The following is an 18,566-nucleotide window of genomic DNA, read 5'->3' on the forward strand; positions in this document are numbered from 1 at the left end:
GTCTGTAAGAATCTGTTACCAATCTTACCCTGAAAGGTTGAAGGGAAGGCAAGCCAGCGCCCACCTTTGGTTCGCAAGGGTTAGTGACATGGCAAAAAAAAACCGCTTCCGGTAAGGGAAGCGGTTTCATCTGCATCAGCGCGATCAGAACAACTTCAGCGCCGGTGCTTCTTCTTTCACCGGCTCGTTCTTGGCCGTCTGCTCGTTCCAGCCACCGCCGAGGGCCTTGTACAGGTTGACCTCGCTGGTCAGCTGCGCCAGGCGGTCGGTGATCAGCGATTGCTGGGCACTGAACAGTTGGCGCTGGGCGTCCAGGAAGGTCAGGTTACTGTCGACACCAATGCGGTAGCGACGCTCGGCCAGGCGGTAGTAATCCTGGTTGGCGGCGACGAAGCCACGTTGGGCGTCCAGTTGCTGCTTGTAGGTCTGACGCGCAGCGAGGCCGTCGGAGACTTCCTGGAAGCCGGTCTGGATCGCCTTCTCGTAGTTGGCCACGTTGATCTCTTTCTGGATCTTCGAGTAGTCCAGGCTGGCGCGCAGGCTACCGGCGTTGAAGATCGGGATGTTGATCTGCGGTGCGAACGACCAGGTGCCCGAGCCGCCCTTGAACAGGCCACCCAGGTTCGGGCTGGCGGTACCGGCGCTGGCGGTCAGGCTGATGCTCGGGAAGAACGCCGCGCGGGCCGCACCGATATTGGCGTTGGCGGCCTTGAGGTTGTACTCGGCCTGAACGATGTCGGGACGCCGTTGCAGCAGGTCCGACGGCAGGCCGGCGGGGACTTCGCTGAGCAGGTCATCGGACAGTGGCTTGCTGGCGATATTCGCCGGCAGGCCGGTGCCCAGCAGCAGGGTCAGGCTGTTTTCATCCTGGGCCACCTGGCGCGTATAGCGGGCAAGCTGCACCCGGGCGTTTTCCACCGAGGTGCGCGCCTGGCTGAGGTCGAGGGCCGAAGCCACGCCGACTTCGTTGCTGCGCGAGGTCAGCTTGAAGCTTTGCTCGAACGCGCCGAGAGTGTCCTGGGTCAGCTTGAGCAGTTCCTTGTCGGCCTGCCAGGTCAGGTAGGCATTGGCCACACTGGCCACCAGGCTGATCTGGGTGCTGCGCCGCGCTTCTTCGGTGGCGAAGTACTTCTGCAATGCTTCTTCGCTCAGGCTGCGCACGCGACCAAACAGGTCCAGCTCATAAGCGCTGATCCCCAGGCCCGCCGAGTATTGGCTGGAGATGCTCGATTCGCCGGTCTGCGACAACCGCGCCGGAGTACGCGAGCGGCTGCCGCTGCCGGTGGCCGAGACGGCCGGGAACAGGTCGGCACGCTGGATCTGGTACTGCGCCGCATAAGCGTCGATGTTCAGGGCCGCGACGCGCAGGTCACGGTTGTTCACCAGCGCGGTCTGGATCAGTTGCTGCAGGGCAGGGTCATGGAAAAACTGCTTCCAGCCCTGCTCGGCGGCAGCCTGGCCCGGCGCCTGGGCCGACGAGTACGCCGGCCCCTGCGGGAACTGCGCCGCTACCGGCGCTTCGGGGCGCTGGTAGTCAGGGATAAGCGAGCAGCCACTGAGCACGAAGGCGGTGACGGCTAAGGAAAGTAGCGACTTGCTCATTGGCCAGCCTCTTTAGGAGTTTCAGTGGTGTGTTTCTTTTTGCGTTCGCCGGCCGAAGACACGGTTGCGTAGAACAGCGGCACCCAGAAGATCGCCAGAACCGTTGCGGTGATCATACCGCCGATCACACCGGTACCGATTGCATGCTGGCTGCCCGAGCCTGCGCCGCTGGAAATCGCCAGCGGCAGTACGCCGAGCACGAACGCCATGGACGTCATGATGATCGGGCGCAGACGCATGCGGGACGCCTCGATGGCCGCCTCGACAATGCCCTTGCCTTGCTCGTGCAACTCCTTGGCGAACTCCACGATCAGGATCGCGTTTTTCGCCGCCAGGCCCACCGTGACCAGCAAGCCCACCTGGAAGAACACGTCGTTGGACAAGCCGCGCATGCTGGTGGCGATCAGTGCACCGATCACACCCAGCGGTACCACCAGGATCACCGCAATCGGGATCGACCAGCTTTCATACAGTGCCGCGAGACACAGGAACACCACCAGCAGCGACAAGGCATACAACGCAGGCGCCTGGGAGCCGGACAGACGTTCTTCGTACGACAGGCCCGTCCAGGCATAGCCGACGCCGGCCGGCAGTTCCTTGGCAATGCGCTCGACTTCCGCCATTGCGTCACCGGTACTGTAGCCAGGCGCCGGGGTGCCGAGGATTTCCATGGCCGCTACACCGTTATAACGCGAGAGCTTGGGCGAGCCGTAGATCCACTTGCCCGACGAGATGGCCGACAGTGGCACCATCTTCCCGGAGTCGGCGCGCACGAACCATTTGTCCAGGTCTTCCGGCGACATACGGCTGGCCGCATCACCCTGCACATACACCTTCTTCACCCGACCACGGTCGATGAAGTCGTTGATGTAGCTGCCGCCCAGCGCGATGGCCAGGGTCTGCTGGATGTCCGACAGGCTGATGCCCTGGGCGCTGGCTTTCTCGTCATCGACGGTCAGTTCGTACTGCGGCTCATCGTTCACGCCGTTGGGGCGCACGCCTGCCAGTATCTTGCTTTGGGCCGCCGCACCGAGGAACTGGTTACGCGCTGCCATCAGCTTGTCGTGGCCGACGCCACCCTGGTCTTGCAGGAACACGTCGAAGCCGGTGGCGTTACCCAGTTCCAGAACCGAAGGCGGCACGATGGCAAATACCATGGCGTCCTTGAAGGCCCCGAAGAAGTAACCCTGGGCCCGCTTGGCCACTTCGAATACCGACTGCGACGAATCACGCTCGTCCCACGGCTTGAGCATCACGAATGCAAGGCCCGAGCTCTGGCCGCGACCGGCGAAGTTGAAACCGTTCACGGTAAATACCGACTTCACGGCCTTGCCTTCGCCTGGCTCGCCTTCCTTGTCATGCAGCAGGAAGGCGCGCATGTCGTCGATGACTTTTTGCGTACGCTCAGCCGAGGCGCCCACGGGGGTCTGTACCTGGGCAAAGATCACGCCCTGGTCTTCTTCAGGCAGGAACGCGCTCGGGATACGGGTGAACATCCAGATCATGCCGGCCAGGATCAGCGCATACACGATGAAAGCCGGGATCTTGTGCTTGATCATCCCGCCCACGCCGCGCTCGTACTTGAGTACGCCGCTGTCGAAGGTGCGGTTGAACCAGCCGAAGAAGCCGCGCTTGGGTTGGCCGTGCTTTTCCGGATCGATCGCCTTGAGCATGGTGGCGCACAGGGCCGGGGTGAAGATCAGGGCAACCAGTACCGACAACGCCATCGCCGACACAATGGTGATGGAGAACTGACGGTAGATCACGCCGGTGGAGCCGCCGAAGAAGGCCATCGGCAGCAATACCGCCGAGAGTACCAGGGCAATACCCACTAGGGCGCCCTGGATCTGGCCCATGGACTTGATGGTCGCTTCCTTGGGCGACAGGTGCTCCTCGGCCATGACCCGTTCGACGTTTTCCACCACGACGATGGCATCGTCCACCAGCAAGCCGATGGCCAGGATCATGCCGAACATGGTCAGGGTGTTGATGGTGAAACCGAACGCCGCCAGGATCCCGAACGTACCCAGCAATACCACCGGTACGGTCATGGTGGTGATGATGGTGGCGCGGAAGTTCTGCAGGAACAGGAACATCACCAGGAACACCAGCACGATCGCTTCGACCAGGGTGTGAACCACACCGGAGATCGACTCGGTCACTACCGGGGTCGTGTCGTACGGCACCACGGCTTTCATGCCGGGCGGGAAGAACGGTTCCAGGGACGCCACGGTGGCGCGGATCGCTTTACCGGTGTCCAGGGCGTTCGCCCCGGCGGCCAGCTTGATCGCCATACCGGACGCCGGCTTACCGTTGAATTGCGCGCTGATGCTGTAGTTCTGGCCGCCCAGTTCAATACGCGAAACGTCGCCCAGGCGCACTTGCGAGCCGTCGGGATTCACTTTCATCAGGATCTTGGCGAATTCTTCGGCGCTTTGCAGACGCGTCTTGCCGATGATGGTGGCGTTCAATTGAGTGCCGGGCAGGGCAGGCAGACCGCCCAGTTGGCCGGTGGCCACCTGCACGTTCTGGGCCTTGATGGCATTGCTGACATCCACCGGGGTGAGCTGGAAGTTGTTCAGCTTGGCCGGGTCGAGCCAGATACGCATGGCGTACTGCGAACCGAAGACCTGGAAGTCACCCACACCCGAGGTACGGGAAATCGGGTCCTGGATGTTGGACACGATGTAGTTGGAGAGGTCGTCCTTGGTCATGCTGCCGTCTTCCGACACCAGACCGATCACCATCAGGAAGTTCTTCACCGACTTGGTCACGCGGATACCCTGCTGCTGCACTTCCTGCGGCAGCAGTGGGGTCGCCAGGTTCAGCTTGTTCTGCACCTGAACCTGGGCGATGTCCGGGTTGGTACCCTGGTTGAACGTCGCGGTAATAGTCATGCTGCCGTCGGAGTTACTGTCCGAGGCCACATAGCGCAGGTTGTCGATACCATTGAGTTGTTGCTCGATCACCTGCACCACGGTGTCCTGCACGGTTTGTGCGGACGCGCCTGGGTAGGTCACCTGGATATCAATGGCGGTTGGCGCGATGGCCGGGTATTGGTTGATGGGCAGCTTCAGGATCGACAGTGCCCCGACCAGCATGATCACCAGGGCAATTACCCAGGCGAAAATGGGACGGTCGATAAAAAATTTCGACATGGATTACTCCCCTTTGCCGGCAGCGGCAGCAGGAGCGGCAGAACCGGCGGGCTTGGCGTTGCCGGCTTCGGTGACTTTCACCTCGGCGCCCGGCTTGACGTACTGCAAGCCTTCGGTGATGACGCGATCGCCCGCGTTGAGGCCTTTCTCCACCAGCCAATAGGCGCCGGCGGTACGGTTGGCCACCAGTTCACGCTGCTCGACCTTGTTGTCGGCGTTGACGATCAGGGCCGTCGGAGTGCCCTTGAGGTCACGGGTCACGCCCTGTTGCGGCGCGAGAATGGCCTTGCTGTTCACACCGGCTTGCAGTTGGGCGTGCACGAACATACCCGGCAGCAGCACATGGTTGGGGTTGGGGAACACGGCGCGCAGGGTCACGGAACCGGTGGTCTGGTCGACCGACACTTCAGAGAACTCCAGTTTGCCTTGCTGGCCGTAGTCGCTGCCGTCTTCCAGGGTCAGCTTGACCATGGCGGCGTTGTCGCCGGATTTTTGCAGTTGGCCGCTTTCCAGGTCACGACGCAGTTTCAGCATTTCGGCCGAGGACTGGGTGACGTCAACGTAGATCGGGTCCAACTGCTGGATCACAGCCATGGCATCGGCCTGGCCGTTGCTGACCAGCGCGCCTTCGGTGACCGCGGAACGGCCGATACGCCCGGAGATCGGCGCGAACACTTTGGTGTAGCGCACATTGATCTGCGCATTCTGCAGGTCGGCCTCGGCCGTCATGCGGTTGGCGACGGCGGTGTCGTATTCCTGGCGGCTGACGGCTTGCTCATCGACCAGTTGCTTGTAGCGATCGGTGATCGATTTGGTCTGCGTCAGCTTGGCCTGGGCGCTCTTGAGCGTGGCTTCATACACCGATGGATCGATCTGGTAGAGCTGCTGCCCTTCCTTCACGTCGGCGCCTTCCTTGAACAGGCGCTTGAGAATGATGCCGTTCACCTGCGGGCGCACTTCGGCAATGCGGAAGGCCGTGGTGCGGCCCGGCAGCTCGGTGGTCAGGGTAAAGGCTTGCGGTTGAATGGTGACCACGCCGACCTGAGGGGTTTGAGCGGGCGGAGCCGCTTCTTCCTTTTTACATCCGCTGAGCAGCGATGCCAGGGCGACGGCAGTGACCAGAGCGGTAACAGCTGGCTTAAGTTGCATGAAGATCCTCGGGTCAGGCGCGCAGAGTGCGCACAAGAAGTGTGGAAGGGTAAAAAACAAGCCGTGAGTAGATAAGTAGCTTGCTACGCAATATACTTACGTTCATGGTTGTTTGTAAACTCTTGACAGGCAGGGCGGAATGTTGACAAAGCAGCGCCCAAAGCCTCGATTTTAGTACGTTCGGCGCCCATGACGGTGTCGTCCCACAATTATTCAGATGATCGTTCACGCCTATTAACGTTGCGTTAACGATAGTCCCCAGTGTTCTGATTGAGGTTTTACTGCCATGGTTCGTCGCACCAAAGAGGAAGCTCAGGAAACGCGCAGCCAGATCCTCCAAGCCGCCGAGCAAGCCTTTTATGAACGTGGCGTTGCACGGACCACGCTGGCGGACATCGCCGCCCTGGCCGGCGTGACGCGCGGTGCCATCTACTGGCATTTCAGTAACAAGTCCGATTTGCTGCAAGCCCTGCTCGACACGCTGCACGAACCCCTGGATGAATTGGCCCGGGCGAGTGAAAGCGAGGATGAAGTCGATCCGTTGGGGTGCATGCGCAAACTGCTGATTCATCTCTATCATCAAGTGGCCCTGGACCCGAAAACCCGGCGCATCAACGAGATCCTGTTTCATAAGTGCGAGTTCACCGATGAAATGTGTGACATGCGCCGCCAGCGCCAGGCCCATAGCCTGGAGTGCAACCTGCGTATCGGCCTGACGTTGCGTAACGCGGTGCATCGCGGGCAATTACCGGAAAGCCTTGATACCAACCGTGCTGCGGTGTGCATTCATGCCTACATCCACGGCCTTATCGGCCAGTGGCTGCTGGTGCCTGAAAGCTTTCAACTGCATCAGGACGCCGAGCGCTGGGTGGACGCGGGGCTGGACATGCTGCGCCTGAGTCCGAGCCTGCGCAATTGAGACAAAATGCGTAATTGCGACCAGTTGTGTCAACAGTAAAGCCCAAGGACGGTCAATCGTCCTTTTGCCTGATTTGTGGGGTGACTTTATATACGGGCTGGCGGGCGGTTGATAGGTAGCCGCCTAAGTATTTTGTAGCGATATTGTTGCGGTTCTGTGAAGTGATGTTTCCAAGACGAAACATGCGGTCAAAAATGTAGGAGGGGGCTTGCTCCCGATAGCAGTGTGTCAGTCACTGATGTGTTGACTGAAGCTCCGCTATCGGGAGCAAGCCCCCTCCCACATTGCTTTGTGTTTCGGTCAGTTAGATCGGCAGCGTTGGATAATCGATATAACCCACCGGGCCTTTGCCATAGAAGGTTTCCGGGTGCGGCTCGTTCAGCGGCGCATCGGCCTTCAGGCGTGCCGGCAGGTCCGGGTTGGCAATGAACGGTATGCCGAAGGCCACCGCATCGGCCTTGCCGGCGGCCAGCCAGGCGTTGGCGCTGTCTTTGGTGAAGCGTTCGTTGGCGATGTACATGCCGCCGAAGGCTTTTTTCAGTTGCGGGCCGAGGCTGTCGGCGCCTTCTTTTTCACGGGAACAGATGAAGGCGATGCCACGTTTGCCCAGTTCGCTGGCGACGTAGGTGAAGGTTTCCGCCAGGTTGTCATCGCCCATGTCGTGGGCGTCGGCACGCGGTGCCAGATGCACGCCCACGCGGCCGGCGCCCCACACTTCGATGGCGGCATCGGTCACTTCCAGCAACAGGCGCGCACGGTTTTCCAGGGAGCCGCCGTATTGGTCGGTGCGCTGGTTGGTGCTGCTTTGCAGGAACTGGTCGAGCAGGTAGCCGTTGGCACCGTGGATTTCCACGCCGTCGAAACCGGCCGCCTTGGCGTTTTCGGCGCCGGTGCGGTAAGCGTCGATGATGTCGGCGATTTCAGCGGTTTCCAGGGCGCGCGGGGTGGGGTAGTCGGCCAGCGGGCGCACCAGGCTGACGTGGCCTTTGGCCTGGACCGCGCTCGGTGCCACCGGGGCCTCGCCATTGAGGTATGACTCATGGGAGATGCGGCCGACGTGCCACAGTTGCAGGAAGATCTTGCCGCCTGCGCCGTGCACGGCCTTGGTAATGTTGGCCCAGCCGCGCACCTGGTCGTTGGACCAGATGCCCGGCGTGTCCGGGTAACCCACGCCCATGGGCGTCACGGAGGTGGCTTCGCTGAGGATCAGCCCGGCGGATGCGCGCTGCACATAATACTCGGCCATCAGCGCATTGGGCACGCGGCCGGCGTCGGCACGGCAGCGGGTCAGCGGCGCCATGATGATGCGGTTCGACAGTTCCAGGTCGCCCAGTTTTATCGGATCAAAAATAGTCGTCATGGGAAAGTACCTTCTCTTCAAGTTGATCAGTTGGTCGCGGGGGCCAGGTCGGCATTGCCGTTCTGGCGGAAAGTAATCAGGGTCACCAGCAGCGCGAAAATCATGAGCAATGAGAGCGGCATTTGCGGCTCCTTATTGCGGCGCAGGGGCGCTGAGTTCGCTGATGAGCGCTGCGAGGAAGGCTTGGATCGTTTCTTCGTTGCGTCTGAAAAAGTGCCACTGTCCGGCTTTCTGGCTGGTGATCAGGCCCGCCCGTTGCAAGGTCGCCAAGTGGGCCGACACGGTCGACTGGGACAAGCCGCAGCGCTGGTCGATCTGCCCGGCGCAGATGCCGTATTCGTGGTTGTGCAGTTGTTCGGGAAACTGCACTTTCGGGTCTTTCAGCCAGGTAAGGATGTCTCGTCGTACTGGGTGGGCCAGGGCTTTTATTATTTCGTCGAGGTCGATGGACATGGCAGGGGCTCGGTGTCGTAAAACGTTATATCGCGATGAGGCGAACTTTAAATCGTAATATCCCGATATACAAATATGATTTTGATCTGATATCTGCACGAATCGGTATATCGGGTTATAACGATATGTTGGTCGCAGTGGTAGACTGCGCGCCATGAATTATCTCGCACATCTGCACCTGGGCGGCCAACTGCCTGCGCAATTGTTGGGCAGCCTGTATGGCGACTTCGTCAAGGGCCGCCTGCAGGGCCAGTTCAACCCGCAAATCGAAGCGGCGATCCAGTTGCATCGCTCCATTGACCGGTTCACGGACAGCCACCCGTTGGTAGGGGCTGCGTTGTCGCGCTTCAGCCTGACCCGCAGGCGCTATGCCGGGATCGTGCTCGATGTGTTTTTCGACCATTGCCTGGCGCGGGATTGGGCGCTGTATGCCGATCAGCCCCTGGAGCGCTTCACCGCAAAGGTGTACCGCGTGCTCGCCGCAGAACCTGCGTTGCCGGGGCGGCTGGCGCAGATTGCGCCGTATATGGCGGCGGATGACTGGTTGGGGTCTTATCGTGAGTTTGCGGTGATGGAGCCGGTGCTGCGCGGGATTTCGCGGCGGCTGACGGACCCAGAGGCGCTGGGATTTGCGATGCAGGAGTTGCGAATGTTGTATGAGCCGCTGAGCAAAGACTTCAGTGAGTTCTATCCAGAGCTGCAGGCATTCGTACAAACGCTACAAGCTACACAAAACTAAATGTGGGAGGGGGCTTGCCCCCGATGGCGGTGTGTCAGTCACTGTATTTAGTGACTGAATCACTGCTATCGGGGGCAAGCCCCCTCCCACATTTGGAGTGTATTCACAGCATTCAGGCGGCAAACGCTGGTCGCACATGCGCCTGCTCACTCTCCGGCAACGGCCCGAACAAGGCCTTCTGCACCGCTTGCTGCGCCTGATACGCCAGTGCCGCGCGCTCCTGCCCGGCGCAGGCAATCGGCTTGAGCAGATGAATCTCCACATCGCCCTGGTCATTGGCGAACAGCCGCATCAGGTGCGACAGCAAGTCATCATCGCCGATGAACGGCGCCAGTGAGTCCACCTGACCGTCGCGCAGATACCGTATCGCCACCGGTTGCAGCGACACATCCGCATCGATCGCACTGGCCAGCAAGCGCCCGTGAAACGTGCGCAGGCTGCGTCCGTCGGTGGTGGTGCCTTCCGGAAACATCAGCAGCGGGTGATGTTGTTCCAGATGACGGGTCATCTGCTTGCGGATCAACTGGCTGTCACCTGAACCGCGACGAATGAACAGGCTGCCGGCCTTGGCCGCCAGCCAGCCGGCCACCGGCCAGGTGCGCACTTCGGCTTTGGACAGAAACGACAATGGCGTGACCATGCCCAGCAGCGGAATATCCGTCCAGGACACATGATTGCTCACCCACAGCATCGGCGTTTGCGGCAGCTCGCCGTGCACCGTCACGCGAAAGGGCAGGGCATTGGTCAGCCGGGCCATGAAGAACCGCGACCATCGCTGGCGCCGCACCATTGAGTTGGCCACCCCCAGGCGCTCGAACAGGCCAAACACACTGGCCATGCTCAGGCCCAGCGCCACCACCAGCAGGACGCGGGCGATGCGCCCGTACACGCGCAGGCGATCCATCACATCGCCGCCTTGAAGTGGCGCGCGTAGCGCGGGCACAGCTGATCGCGCTTGAGCAGGATGAACACATCGGCCACCTGGAAATCTTCGTCCCAGCACGGTTCGCCGCAGATCTTCGCCCCCAGGCGCATATAGGCCTTGAGCAGCGGCGGCATTTCGGCGATGACGTTGGAGGGCAGGTCCAGGGCCGGCAGGGGTTTTTTCGGCTCGGCGCGCAGGTGCTCGTTGCACAGGTAGCGCTCGCGCAGACGCTGCATGATCGCGTGGGCCTGGATGCCGCCATCGTGCATCGGGATGCTCGCGCAGCCCATCAGGTAGCTGTAGCCACCCTGGTTGAGCACCTCGGCCAATTCACCCCACAACACCGCGATGGTGCCGCCGTTGCGATAGGCCGGGTCGACGCAGGTGCGGCCGATTTCCAGGATCGGGCCCTGCAAGTGCAGCAAGCCATGCAGGCTGAACTCTTCCTCGCTGTAGAACCGGCCCAGGGTGCTGGCGGCCTGGTGGTCGAGCAAACGCGTGGTAGCGACGAGCCGACCGCTGTTCAAATCCCGCACGCCAATGTGGCTGCAGTGAACATCATAGTCATCCATGTCCAGACCCAGTTCCGCGCCTTTCAGCTTGGCGTTGAACTCGCCGCTGAACACGTTGAACCGCAGGGCCTGGGCTTCCTGCAAGGCCTGTGCGCCTACCAGGCGTTCGGCTTGCAGGCGGCGTTCATTGCCTTTGTCGCTGATGCGGGCGATCTGAGTCATAGCGAGTCTCCGAGTGCCGGCCAGGTTGTACGGCCAGTCGACTTTGTTGTCCAAAGTCAGGCTATGTAGCCTCGGTGTCATCTCCATGAAGTTACGGTGACGGTTGGGTGACAAGCCTCATGTCGCAAATCTGTCATGGGCCTGCGCTAGGCTCGCGGGCTTGAATGCCCCCCTTGAGTTTGTGCCCATGGTCCGAGGCCTGTTGTGCGTTGTTGTGCTGTTCGTCACCGTTACTGCCCGCGCCGAAGTCTGGCCCGAAAAGGAGTGGGCCCTGGGCACACCCCTTGCAGGTCCCGCCTTCGATGCGCTGAACGCCTACGCTTTCCCGCCCCGTGACGACACCACCCGCCAAGGCATTCGCACCGACGCGCTGCTGGTTATTCGTGACGGCGTGATCATCTATGAACGCTACGCCGCACCCACCACCGTCAGCACCCCGCACCTGACCTGGTCGGTGAGCAAAAGCCTGATGGCCACGGTGCTCGGCGTGGCCTACGGTGAAGGGCGCTTCAAGCTCACCGACCCCGTCGCGCGCTTCTATTCGCCGATGAAACAGCACCCCAAGGTCAGCATGGCCGACTTGCTGCATTGGGCTTCGGGGTTGGATTGGCAGGAGGACTATGAATACGCCCCGTTGAAGTCTTCTGTCGTGGCGATGCTTTACACCCGTGGGCGTGGGGATATGGCGCAATTTGCCGCCGATACCGAGGCAGCCGCCGAACCCGGCCAGGCGTTTCGCTATTCCAGCGGCGACAGCAACATTCTGTCCGCTGCGCTTAAAGGGATGCTCGGCCACAAGGCGTACATGAGCTATCCGTGGGATGCGCTGTTCAAGCCATTGGGCATTCGCAACGCGACGTGGGAAACCGATGCCGACGAAACCTTCGTCGCCTCGTCCTACGCCTACCTCACCGCTCGCGACCTGGCGCGGGTCGGCTTGCTGATGGCCCGGGACGGACGCTGGGGTGAGCAACAGTTGCTGCCCAAAGCGTGGGTGGCCTTCAATCGGCAGCCATTCGACAAATACAAAGCGGGCCAGGATGACGCTGTGCCCGGCGGCCAATGGTGGCTCAACAAGGGCGCGCCCCAGCCCTGGCCCGACGCGCCGGCCGACACCTTCGCTGCACTGGGGCATTGGGGCCAGGCACTGTTTGTGCTGCCCGACGAACACCTGGTGATCGTGCGCTACGGCGATGACCGCGACGGCAGCTACCGGCATAACGAACTGCTCAAGCGCGTGCTGGCGGCGGTGCGGTCATGATCCGCCGTCATCCGTTTGTCAGCGTTTTGCTGGTGCTCCTGCTCGCAGTGTTGGGCTGGATCTGGCACGAGCGCATCAACCTGCAAGCCTTCCCCGACATCATCGCGGCGTACACGGCCAAGGAGTATTGCTCGTGCCGGTACGTGCAGAACAACCCGGCGCAGTATTGCCTGGGGTATGTGAAGCAGTACGTGCCGACCAGTGCGTTTACCGACACGCCGGAACGCAGTGAAGTGACGGCGAGTGGGTTGGGGCGTACGCACACGGCGCGATGGTTAGGTGATCGCCAAGGCTGCCGCCTCAACCCCTGACACACCAAAGATTCTCTGTGGGAGGGGGCTTGCCCCCGATGGCAGAGTGTCAGTCACTGGATGTGTTGCTGATCCACCGTCATCGGGGGCAAGCCCCCTCCCACATTGGATTTGCGCCGCTTGGGAGATTGCGCTTAAGGTTCGCTCAGGTTTTTCCCCGCGAGTCTTCAATGTCAATCAAACCCTTGGCCTTCGCCCTCTTGGCCGCCGCAGCCGTGCCTGCCCACGCCGACTGGTACCTGGATAACGAATCCTCACGCCTGTCCTTTGTCACCACCAAAAATACCGAGATTGCAGAAGTGCACCGCTTCCTGGTGCTGCACGGCAAGGTCGACGGCCAGGGCGCGGCCCAGGTGCAGGTGGAGCTGGAGTCGATCAACAGTGGTATCCCGCTGCGTGACGAGCGCATGCGTAAGGAGCTGTTTCAGATCAAGCAGTTTCCCGAAGCGTTGATCAGCACGCAGATCAACCTGCAACCGATCAATGACTTGGCGTCCGGCGCGCAATTGGAATTGCGCCTGCCGCTTAGCATTACCTTGCATGGCAAGACCCATACCTACAACGCCGAGCTGTTGGCCACGCGCCTGGATGACCGACGCTTTCAGGTCGTGACCCTGGAGCCGGTGGTGGTGCGCGCCGAAGATTTCGAGCTGCAACCCGGTGTGGCCGCGTTGCGCAAGGCGGCGGGGTTGAAGTCGATCAGTTTGTCGGTGCCGGTGGGTGCGGTACTGATCTTCACGGCGCGCTGACGTGGGCGGCGCGGTGTTTCCGTGGCGCAGCGCCAACCGTTTCGAGCTGTTGATCGACGGACCGAATTTTTTCCCGCAGATGCTGGTGGGCATCGCTCGCGCCGAGGGGCAGGTGGATCTGGAACTGTACCTTGTAGAAGCCGGGGCCTGTGCCGAAGCGATGGTGCAGGCGCTGGTGCTCGCGGCCGAGCGCGGGGTGCAGGTGCGCTGCCTGTTCGATGATTACGGCAGCCTGGCGTTTACCCTCGGGCTGCGCAAGCGCTTGACCGACGCGGGTGTGCAGCTGCGTTTCTACAATCGCCTGAGCTGGCGACGCTGGATGCGCAACCTCTACCGCGACCACCGCAAGCTGTTGCTGATCGACCAGGACGTTGCGGTGATCGGCGGGACCGGCGTTACCGATGAATTCTGGACGCCGGGGCAAGACACGGCCGACTGGCATGAAGTAATGGTGCAGATCAGCGGCCCGCTGGTGCTGGATTGGCAGGCCTTGTTCGACCGGCAGTGGCACGCCAACGCGGCACGTCGAGAGTGGAAACCGGCGACCCATTTCGGTTTGCCGCGCTTGCCCAAGGTGCCTGCCACCGGGCCGGGGCTTGGCCGCGTGGCGTATGCCGACGCCCGTCAGCATCGTGATATTTTGCAATCGCTGATCCGCGCCCTGAACAGCAGCAAGACCCGTATCTGGCTGGCCACGCCGTATTTCCTGCCCACCTGGAGCGTGCGCCGCGCCTTGCGCCGGGCGGCCGGGCGCGGTGTGGATGTGCGTTTGCTGCTCACCGGCCCGCGTACCGATCACCCGTCGGTGCGCTACGCCGGGCACCGCTATTACCCGCGTCTGCTGCGTTCAGGTGTGCAGATATTTGAATACCAGCCGTGCTTTTTGCACCTGAAGATGGTGCTGGTGGATGACTGGGTCAGTATTGGCTCGTGCAATTTCGACCACTGGAATCTGCGCTTCAATCTGGAAGCCAACCTGGAAGCGTTGGACCCTGAATTGACGCAGGCGGTGGCGGGCAGTTTCGAGCGTGATTTTGCGCAAAGCCAGGCGGTCAGCCTGGAGGCGTGGAAAGCGCGGCCATTGTGGCGGCGGGTGAAGCAGCGGGTGTGGGGCTGGATTGATCGGTTGGTGGTGAATCTGCTGGACCGGCGCGGCTAGTTGTATCACCTCAATCAAATGTAGGAGCGAGCTTGCTCGCGAAAAACTCACAAACGCCGCGTTCATTCAGAAAGCCCGCGTTATCGTTGACGTTTTTCGCGAGCAAGCTCGCTCCTACATACAGCTTTAAGGATCGTTCCCACGCTCTGCGTGGGAATGCATACCGTGACGCAGAGCGTCCAGGGCGGCGTTCCCACGCAGAGCGTGGGAACGATCAGTTACAGCAGTTCAAAGCTCTGCTGCTGCACATCCTGGGAATCCAGCCCGATCTGTACATTGAACTCTCCCGGCTCTGCGGCGAATTTGAGCTGGGCGTTGTAGAACTTCAAGTCTTCCTCGGTAATGGTGAAGTGCAAGGTGCGTTCTTCACCCGCCTTGAGCATGACCTTCTGGAAGTTCTTCAGCTCTTTCACCGGCCGGATCATTGAGCCGGCCACGTCCTGGATATACAGCTGCACCACGGTTTCGCCATCGACCTTGCCGGTATTCTTCACCGTGACGCTGGCGTCGAGCTTGCCGGTCTTGTTCAGGGTGGTGGACGACAGTGCCATGTCCGACAGGCCGAATGTGCTGTAGCTCAGGCCATAGCCAAACGGGAACAGGGGCCCGGTGGTGTCATCGAAGTACTGCGAGGTGTAGTTGCCCGGCTTGCCCGGCGTGAACGGCCGGCCGATGCTCAGGTGGTTGTAGTAGGTGGGAATCTGCCCCACGGAGCGTGGGAAAGTGATCGGCAGCTTGCCCGACGGGTTGTAGTCACCGAACAGCACGTCGGCGATGGCGTTGCCGCCTTCGGTCCCGGAGAACCAGGTTTCCAGGATCGCGTCAGCCTGTTGGTTCTCTTCGAGAATCGACAGCGGCCGGCCGTTCATCAGCACCAGCACCAACGGCTTGCCGGTGGCCTTGAGGGCCTTGATCAGGTCGCGCTGGCTTTGCGGGATGTTCAGGTCGGTGCGGCTCGACGACTCGTGGGACATGCCACGGGACTCGCCCACGGCCGCGACGATCACGTCAGCATTCTGCGCAGCCTTCACCGCCTCATCGATCAGCACCTGGGCCGGGCGCGGGTCATCCACCACTTCCGGGGCATCGAAGTTGAGGAAGTTGAGGTAGTCGAGCACCGCCTTGTCGCCGGTGATGTTGGCGCCGCGGGCATAGAGGATCTTGCCCTTTTCGCCGATCACGGCGTTCATGCCGTCAAGCAGGGTCACCGACTGTTCCGGCTTGCCGGCCGCCGCCCAGCTGCCCATCATGTCGATCGGGGCCTTGGCCAGCGGGCCAACGAGGGCGATGGTCGCGGATTTTTTCAGGGGCAGGGTCTGGTTGTGGTTCTTCAGCAACACCAGGCTGCGGCGCGCAATGTCGCGGGCATCGGCACGGTGCAGGCGGCTGTCGGCATAGGTGTCGGCCGGGTCGTCCTCAGCCTTGCCGATGCGCAGGTACGGGTCCTTGAACAGGCCCATGTCGTACTTGGCGCCGAGCACTTCGCGCACGGCGTTGTCGATGTCGCTCTGTTCGATCTCGCCGGACTTGAGCAGCCCCGGCAGTTCCTTGCCGTACAACGTGTCGTTCATGCTCATGTCGATGCCGGCCTTGATCGCCAGCTTGGCGGCTTCACGCCCGTCCCTGGCCACGCCGTGCTTGATCAGTTCGAAGATCGCGCCGTGGTCGCTCACGGCCAGGCCCTTGAAGCCCCAGTCCTTGCGCAGCAGGTCGTTCATCAGCCAGGTGTTGGCGGTGGCGGGCACGCCGTTGATCGAGTTGAGCGCCACCATCACGCCGCCTGAGCCGGCCTTGATCGCCGCGTGGTAGGGCGGCAGGTAGTCCTGGTACATCTTGACCGGGCTCATGTCGACCACGTTGTAGTCGCGGCCGCCTTCCACCGCGCCGTACAGGGCGAAGTGCTTGACGCTGGCCATGATGCTGTCGGCATTCGCGGCGCTGGCGCCCTGGAACGCCTTGACCATCACTTCGGCAATGCGCGACACCAGGTAGGTATCTTCGCCAAAGCCTTCGGAGGTGCGGCCCCAGCGCGGGTCACGGGAGATGTCGACCATCGGCGCGAAGGTGATGTCGAGGCTGTCGGCGGCGGCTTCCTGGGCGGCGATGCGCCCGGAGCGGCCGATGGCGTCCATGTCCCAGCTGGAGGCGAGGGCCAGGCTGATCGGGAAAATCGTGCGATGGCCGTGGATCACGTCGTAGGCGAAGAACATCGGGATCTTCAGGCGGCTGCGCATGGCCGCGTCCTGCATCGGACGGTTTTCCGGGCGGGTGATGGAGTTGAAGGTGCCGCCGATGCGGCCGGCGGCGATTTCCTTGCGGATCAGCTCGCGGGGCATTTCCGGGCCGATGCTGATCAGGCGCAACTGGCCGATCTTTTCATCGAGGGTCATCTGCCTGAGCAGGTCGCTGACGAAGGCGTCCTTGTCTTTAAGCGCAGCAGGCTTTGTTTCTGCCCATACGGGGTGGCTGGCCAGAGTGGCGACAAGGCCGAGCAAACACAGCTTCTTCATGAATATCCTTTTTCGGCTCACTGCACAGCGGTCAGGCTGATCGGCCAAAATGACGGGAGCGTCTATTGTTGTTCGGGTGTTGTTCAGATAAATGCAGCACACTCTGAACTCTTTTTCGCGCTGGGCATCTTTGTAGCTGATTGGCTCGAAGCATTCCAGTGGTGGCGGATTATGCCCCAAGCGTGTGGTTTATAGGGTTAGTCATCACATTCCATCCAGATTGGGCAGGAGAAACACCATGCAAGCAGCACAAGGTTACCGCTGGGGCTTGAAAGCCGCGGCGCTGTTATTGATCAGCAGCGTGCTGAGCGGTTGCGGCATCAACAACATCCCGACCCTGGACGAACAGGCCAAGGCCGCCTGGGGCCAGGTGCAGAACCAGTACCAACGCCGTGCCGACCTGATTCCCAACCTGGTGGAAGTGGTCAAGGGCTACGCTGCCCATGAGCAGGACACGCTCACCGCCGTGATTGAAGCGCGGGCCAAGGCCACCTCGATCCAGGTGGATGCAAGCACCCTCGACAACCCGGAAAAACTCAAGCAGTTCCAGCAGGCCCAGGACGGCCTGAGCGGCGCACTCAGCCGTTTGATGGTGGTGTCCGAGCGCTATCCGGACCTGAAGGCCAACCAGAACTTCCTGGCCCTGCAATCGCAACTCGAGGGCACGGAAAACCGTATCGCCGTGGCCCGTCGCGACTTTATTCAGGCCGTGCAGACCTACAACACCGAGATCCGCACGTTCCCGGGTCGCCTGTGGCACAGCGTGATGTACAGCGACTTGCCGATCCGCGCCACGTTTGAAGCCACCAGTGCCGATGCCGATAAGGCGCCGCAGGTGAAGTTCAAATAACGCTGCCTTGAGGTGTCGATGCGTTTATTACGGATAGGCCTGGCGCTGTGGCTGCTGGGCTGCGTGGGCTTGGCCCAGGCGGCCCTGACCTTCCCGGCATTGACCGGGCGGGTGGTGGACAACGCCCAGATGATCGACCCGGCGGTGCGCGAGCAACTGACCCAGCAATTGCAGGCGCTGGAGCAGACCTCCGGTGACCAGATCGTGGTGGTCACCGTGCCCGACCTGCAGGGCGTGCCGATTGAAGACTACGGTTATCAATTGGGCCGCGCGTGGGGCATCGGCCAGAAGGGCAAGGACAACGGCGCGCTGTTGCTCGTGGCCCGCGACGAGCGAAAGTTGCGCATCGAAGTCGGCTACGGCCTGGAAGGTGTGCTGACGGATGCGCAGTCCTGGGTGATCATCAATCAGGTGATTGCGCCCAAGTTCAAGGCCGGCAATTTCAGCCAGGGCATCAGCGACGGTGTCGCGGCGATGATCCAGGTGGTGGGCGGTGAACCGCTGGCAGTGCCGGCCCACGTGGCGGATACGAATTTCGCCAAGGACAATCCCGGCTTTTCCATCGGTTTGTTCGTCCTGCTGATCGGCGTGTTGTGGCTGTGCAATCGCATGGGCCTGCCGGTGGGCGCGATCCTGCTGGCGATCCTCAGCAGCAGCGGACGCGGCGGCGGTGGCGGTGGGGGCGGC

Annotated in this window: 16 protein-coding genes; 8 read left to right on the forward strand and 8 right to left on the reverse strand. The window is 61.6% G+C overall.

All coding sequences use genetic code 11. From position 1 onward, the window contains the following. Window positions 1–144: 144 nt before the first annotated feature. From adeC to J1G34_RS22940, 3 genes are read right to left on the reverse strand one after another with little or no spacing between them, the layout of a single operon-like run. On the reverse strand, window positions 145–1,602 hold the full coding sequence (gene adeC / locus J1G34_RS22930; RefSeq protein ID WP_065893429.1) for an AdeC/AdeK/OprM family multidrug efflux complex outer membrane factor: 1,458 nt from the start codon (window positions 1,600–1,602) through the stop codon (window positions 145–147). Continuing rightward, on the reverse strand, window positions 1,599–4,760 hold the full coding sequence (locus J1G34_RS22935) for an efflux RND transporter permease subunit (RefSeq protein WP_065886173.1): 3,162 nt from the start codon (window positions 4,758–4,760) through the stop codon (window positions 1,599–1,601). The genes adeC and J1G34_RS22935 overlap by 4 nt, the downstream gene beginning before the upstream one ends. A 3-nt stretch (window positions 4,761–4,763) precedes the next feature. Next, on the reverse strand, window positions 4,764–5,909 hold the full coding sequence (locus tag J1G34_RS22940; protein ID WP_065893430.1) for an efflux RND transporter periplasmic adaptor subunit: 1,146 nt from the start codon (window positions 5,907–5,909) through the stop codon (window positions 4,764–4,766). A 286-nt stretch (window positions 5,910–6,195) separates the two neighbouring features. Here J1G34_RS22940 and J1G34_RS22945 point away from each other — a divergent pair, with 286 nt between their 5' ends. Continuing rightward, window positions 6,196–6,828 (forward strand): TetR family transcriptional regulator, encoded by a 633-nt coding sequence (locus J1G34_RS22945; RefSeq protein ID WP_065886175.1) that lies wholly within the window; start codon window positions 6,196–6,198, stop codon window positions 6,826–6,828. Between the two features lie 304 nt (window positions 6,829–7,132). Here J1G34_RS22945 and J1G34_RS22950 read toward each other — a convergent pair whose 3' ends face one another. Together J1G34_RS22950 and J1G34_RS22955 are read right to left on the reverse strand one after the other, a co-directional pair. Next, window positions 7,133–8,188 (reverse strand): alkene reductase, encoded by a 1,056-nt coding sequence (locus J1G34_RS22950; protein ID WP_065897033.1) that lies wholly within the window; start codon window positions 8,186–8,188, stop codon window positions 7,133–7,135. 132 nt (window positions 8,189–8,320) lie between these two features. Then, window positions 8,321–8,641, reverse strand: coding sequence for an ArsR/SmtB family transcription factor (locus J1G34_RS22955; RefSeq protein ID WP_065897035.1), 321 nt, complete (start codon window positions 8,639–8,641; stop codon window positions 8,321–8,323). A 154-nt stretch (window positions 8,642–8,795) separates the two neighbouring features. Between J1G34_RS22955 and J1G34_RS22960 the strand changes: the two genes are divergently transcribed. Then, a complete protein-coding gene (locus tag J1G34_RS22960; RefSeq protein ID WP_065893433.1) occupies window positions 8,796–9,380 on the forward strand; it encodes an acyl carrier protein phosphodiesterase in 585 nt (194 codons plus the stop codon). Window positions 9,381–9,492: 112 nt separating this feature from the next. Here the strand turns inward: J1G34_RS22960 and J1G34_RS22965 are convergent, their stop codons facing one another. Further along, on the reverse strand, window positions 9,493–10,284 hold the full coding sequence (locus tag J1G34_RS22965) for a lysophospholipid acyltransferase family protein (protein ID WP_065897040.1): 792 nt from the start codon (window positions 10,282–10,284) through the stop codon (window positions 9,493–9,495). Beyond that, on the reverse strand, window positions 10,284–11,039 hold the full coding sequence (gene olsB, locus J1G34_RS22970; RefSeq protein WP_065886188.1) for an L-ornithine N(alpha)-acyltransferase: 756 nt from the start codon (window positions 11,037–11,039) through the stop codon (window positions 10,284–10,286). The genes J1G34_RS22965 and olsB overlap by 1 nt, the downstream gene beginning before the upstream one ends. A gap of 187 nt (window positions 11,040–11,226) precedes the next feature. Here olsB and J1G34_RS22975 point away from each other — a divergent pair, with 187 nt between their 5' ends. From J1G34_RS22975 to J1G34_RS22990, 4 genes are all read left to right on the forward strand, one after another. Beyond that, window positions 11,227–12,300 (forward strand): serine hydrolase domain-containing protein, encoded by a 1,074-nt coding sequence (locus J1G34_RS22975; protein WP_065893435.1) that lies wholly within the window; start codon window positions 11,227–11,229, stop codon window positions 12,298–12,300. Next, the gene (locus tag J1G34_RS22980; RefSeq protein ID WP_222994672.1) at window positions 12,297–12,611 is read left to right on the forward strand and encodes an amidase; all 315 of its coding nucleotides are present in this window, start codon (window positions 12,297–12,299) and stop codon (window positions 12,609–12,611) included. The genes J1G34_RS22975 and J1G34_RS22980 overlap by 4 nt, the downstream gene beginning before the upstream one ends. 170 nt (window positions 12,612–12,781) lie before the next feature. Further along, window positions 12,782–13,360, forward strand: a complete 579-nt coding sequence (locus J1G34_RS22985) for a YceI family protein (RefSeq protein ID WP_065893437.1) — start codon at window positions 12,782–12,784, stop codon at window positions 13,358–13,360. A 1-nt stretch (window position 13,361) separates the two neighbouring features. Continuing rightward, window positions 13,362–14,519 carry a phospholipase D-like domain-containing protein gene (locus J1G34_RS22990; RefSeq protein ID WP_222994673.1) on the forward strand — a complete coding sequence of 386 codons (1,158 nt, stop codon included), beginning with the start codon at window positions 13,362–13,364 and terminating at the stop codon, window positions 14,517–14,519. 218 nt (window positions 14,520–14,737) lie between these two features. Here the strand turns inward: J1G34_RS22990 and bglX are convergent, their stop codons facing one another. After that, window positions 14,738–17,029: a beta-glucosidase BglX gene (bglX, locus tag J1G34_RS22995; RefSeq protein WP_065893439.1), complete on the reverse strand. Its 2,292-nt coding sequence runs from the start codon at window positions 17,027–17,029 to the stop codon at window positions 14,738–14,740. Between the two features lie 238 nt (window positions 17,030–17,267). Here bglX and J1G34_RS23000 point away from each other — a divergent pair, with 238 nt between their 5' ends. Further along, window positions 17,268–17,879, forward strand: coding sequence for a LemA family protein (locus J1G34_RS23000; protein WP_065886194.1), 612 nt, complete (start codon window positions 17,268–17,270; stop codon window positions 17,877–17,879). An 18-nt stretch (window positions 17,880–17,897) separates the two neighbouring features. Further along, window positions 17,898–18,566 (forward strand): TPM domain-containing protein (locus J1G34_RS23005; RefSeq protein WP_222994674.1); only part of this gene is annotated, 669 nt, incomplete at its 3' end.

Source organism: Pseudomonas sp. Wu6 (assembly GCF_019891515.1).
Classification (GTDB): domain Bacteria; phylum Pseudomonadota; class Gammaproteobacteria; order Pseudomonadales; family Pseudomonadaceae; genus Aquipseudomonas; species Aquipseudomonas orientalis_A.

What these genes read in the sequence shown, in the direction of transcription:
- J1G34_RS22950 (WP_065897033.1), bottom strand. Translation starts at nt 8,188, where the DNA reads ATGACGACTATTTTTGATCCGATAAAACTGGGCGACCTGGAACTGTCG.
- J1G34_RS22965 (WP_065897040.1), bottom strand. Translation starts at nt 10,284, where the DNA reads ATGGATCGCCTGCGCGTGTACGGGCGCATCGCCCGCGTCCTGCTGGTG.
- J1G34_RS22985 (WP_065893437.1), top strand. Translation starts at nt 12,782, where the DNA reads ATGTCAATCAAACCCTTGGCCTTCGCCCTCTTGGCCGCCGCAGCCGTG.
- J1G34_RS22980 (WP_222994672.1), top strand. Translation starts at nt 12,297, where the DNA reads ATGATCCGCCGTCATCCGTTTGTCAGCGTTTTGCTGGTGCTCCTGCTC.
- J1G34_RS22955 (WP_065897035.1), bottom strand. Translation starts at nt 8,641, where the DNA reads ATGTCCATCGACCTCGACGAAATAATAAAAGCCCTGGCCCACCCAGTA.
- bglX (WP_065893439.1), bottom strand. Translation starts at nt 17,029, where the DNA reads ATGAAGAAGCTGTGTTTGCTCGGCCTTGTCGCCACTCTGGCCAGCCAC.
- olsB (WP_065886188.1), bottom strand. Translation starts at nt 11,039, where the DNA reads ATGACTCAGATCGCCCGCATCAGCGACAAAGGCAATGAACGCCGCCTG.
- adeC (WP_065893429.1), bottom strand. Translation starts at nt 1,602, where the DNA reads ATGAGCAAGTCGCTACTTTCCTTAGCCGTCACCGCCTTCGTGCTCAGT.
- J1G34_RS22940 (WP_065893430.1), bottom strand. Translation starts at nt 5,909, where the DNA reads ATGCAACTTAAGCCAGCTGTTACCGCTCTGGTCACTGCCGTCGCCCTG.
- J1G34_RS23000 (WP_065886194.1), top strand. Translation starts at nt 17,268, where the DNA reads ATGCAAGCAGCACAAGGTTACCGCTGGGGCTTGAAAGCCGCGGCGCTG.
- J1G34_RS22975 (WP_065893435.1), top strand. Translation starts at nt 11,227, where the DNA reads ATGGTCCGAGGCCTGTTGTGCGTTGTTGTGCTGTTCGTCACCGTTACT.
- J1G34_RS22935 (WP_065886173.1), bottom strand. Translation starts at nt 4,760, where the DNA reads ATGTCGAAATTTTTTATCGACCGTCCCATTTTCGCCTGGGTAATTGCC.
- J1G34_RS22945 (WP_065886175.1), top strand. Translation starts at nt 6,196, where the DNA reads ATGGTTCGTCGCACCAAAGAGGAAGCTCAGGAAACGCGCAGCCAGATC.
- J1G34_RS22960 (WP_065893433.1), top strand. Translation starts at nt 8,796, where the DNA reads ATGAATTATCTCGCACATCTGCACCTGGGCGGCCAACTGCCTGCGCAA.